Raw genomic sequence first — 728 nt, 5'->3', positions numbered from 1 at the left:
GACATCATCGCGACGAACCTCGGGCGGAACGCCATCGACGACGAGGAGGCGTTCCTGGAGGAGATCGGCGTTGACCCAGACGAGGTCGAGGATGCTGGCGAGCCGCCGTGGGAGTAGTCCGGGATGGTCTATGCGAATTTTGACGGTCGGGAGATCGTGAAGGCACTCCGATCGATGCGGTACCAACCGGTCGGCCGCGAGGGGAGTCACGTGAAGCTCCGGTACGAGCACCCGGAGTCGGACGAGGTTCGCGTGGTGAGTGTTCCGCTCACCGACAGCGACCAGATCTCACAGGACACGTACCGGTCGATCGCCGACCAGTGCGGTGCCGACGACTTTGAGGCGTGGTGTGAGTGGATCGACGAGCTTCTGTGACGGCCGGGAGTGACGGCCGACTTCTAGAACAAGTCGTCAACGAACCCCCTGATTCCGCCCCGATCACGCCGAGGACCTCGTCGGTTCTGCCGTACTAAGTGCTATCTTCCTTTGGAAGTTCGTATGCGATTAGAGGCGACCGGCAAAGAGAACCAGTACAAGTGCTGGCTGACAGACGACGACCTCGAGGCGCTCCGTCGCGCCGCCGGGAGTCACCGCGACGACCTCGTGATACAGCTCGGCGGATTCGTCGGCCTCCGCGCCTTCGAGACCCCCCAGGTCACGCCGAAGCACGTGAATCGGACTCCCGACGGCGACCACTTCCGGCTCGACGTGGCCGACGACGGCCCGGG

The 728-nt window shown here is 63.9% G+C and carries 1 protein-coding gene and 1 pseudogene; both read left to right on the top strand.

Features of this window, described 5'->3' with window-relative positions; genetic code table 11:
- Positions 1-123 precede the first annotated feature (123 nt).
- Positions 124-375, top strand: a complete 252-nt coding sequence (locus EXE44_RS16220) for a type II toxin-antitoxin system HicA family toxin (protein WP_092923014.1) — start codon at positions 124-126, stop codon at positions 373-375.
- Between the two features lie 123 nt (positions 376-498).
- A pseudogene (locus EXE44_RS16215) lies at positions 499-728 on the top strand (site-specific integrase); the annotation flags it as partial.

Source organism: Halorubrum sp. SS7, assembly GCF_005435055.1.
GTDB lineage: Archaea > Halobacteriota > Halobacteria > Halobacteriales > Haloferacaceae > Halorubrum > Halorubrum salinarum.
The sequence above is the reverse complement of the archived record's forward strand: the minus strand, read 5'-3'. Positions and strand labels throughout refer to the sequence as shown.

What these genes read in the sequence shown, in the direction of transcription:
- EXE44_RS16220 (WP_092923014.1), top strand. Translation starts at nt 124, where the DNA reads ATGGTCTATGCGAATTTTGACGGTCGGGAGATCGTGAAGGCACTCCGA.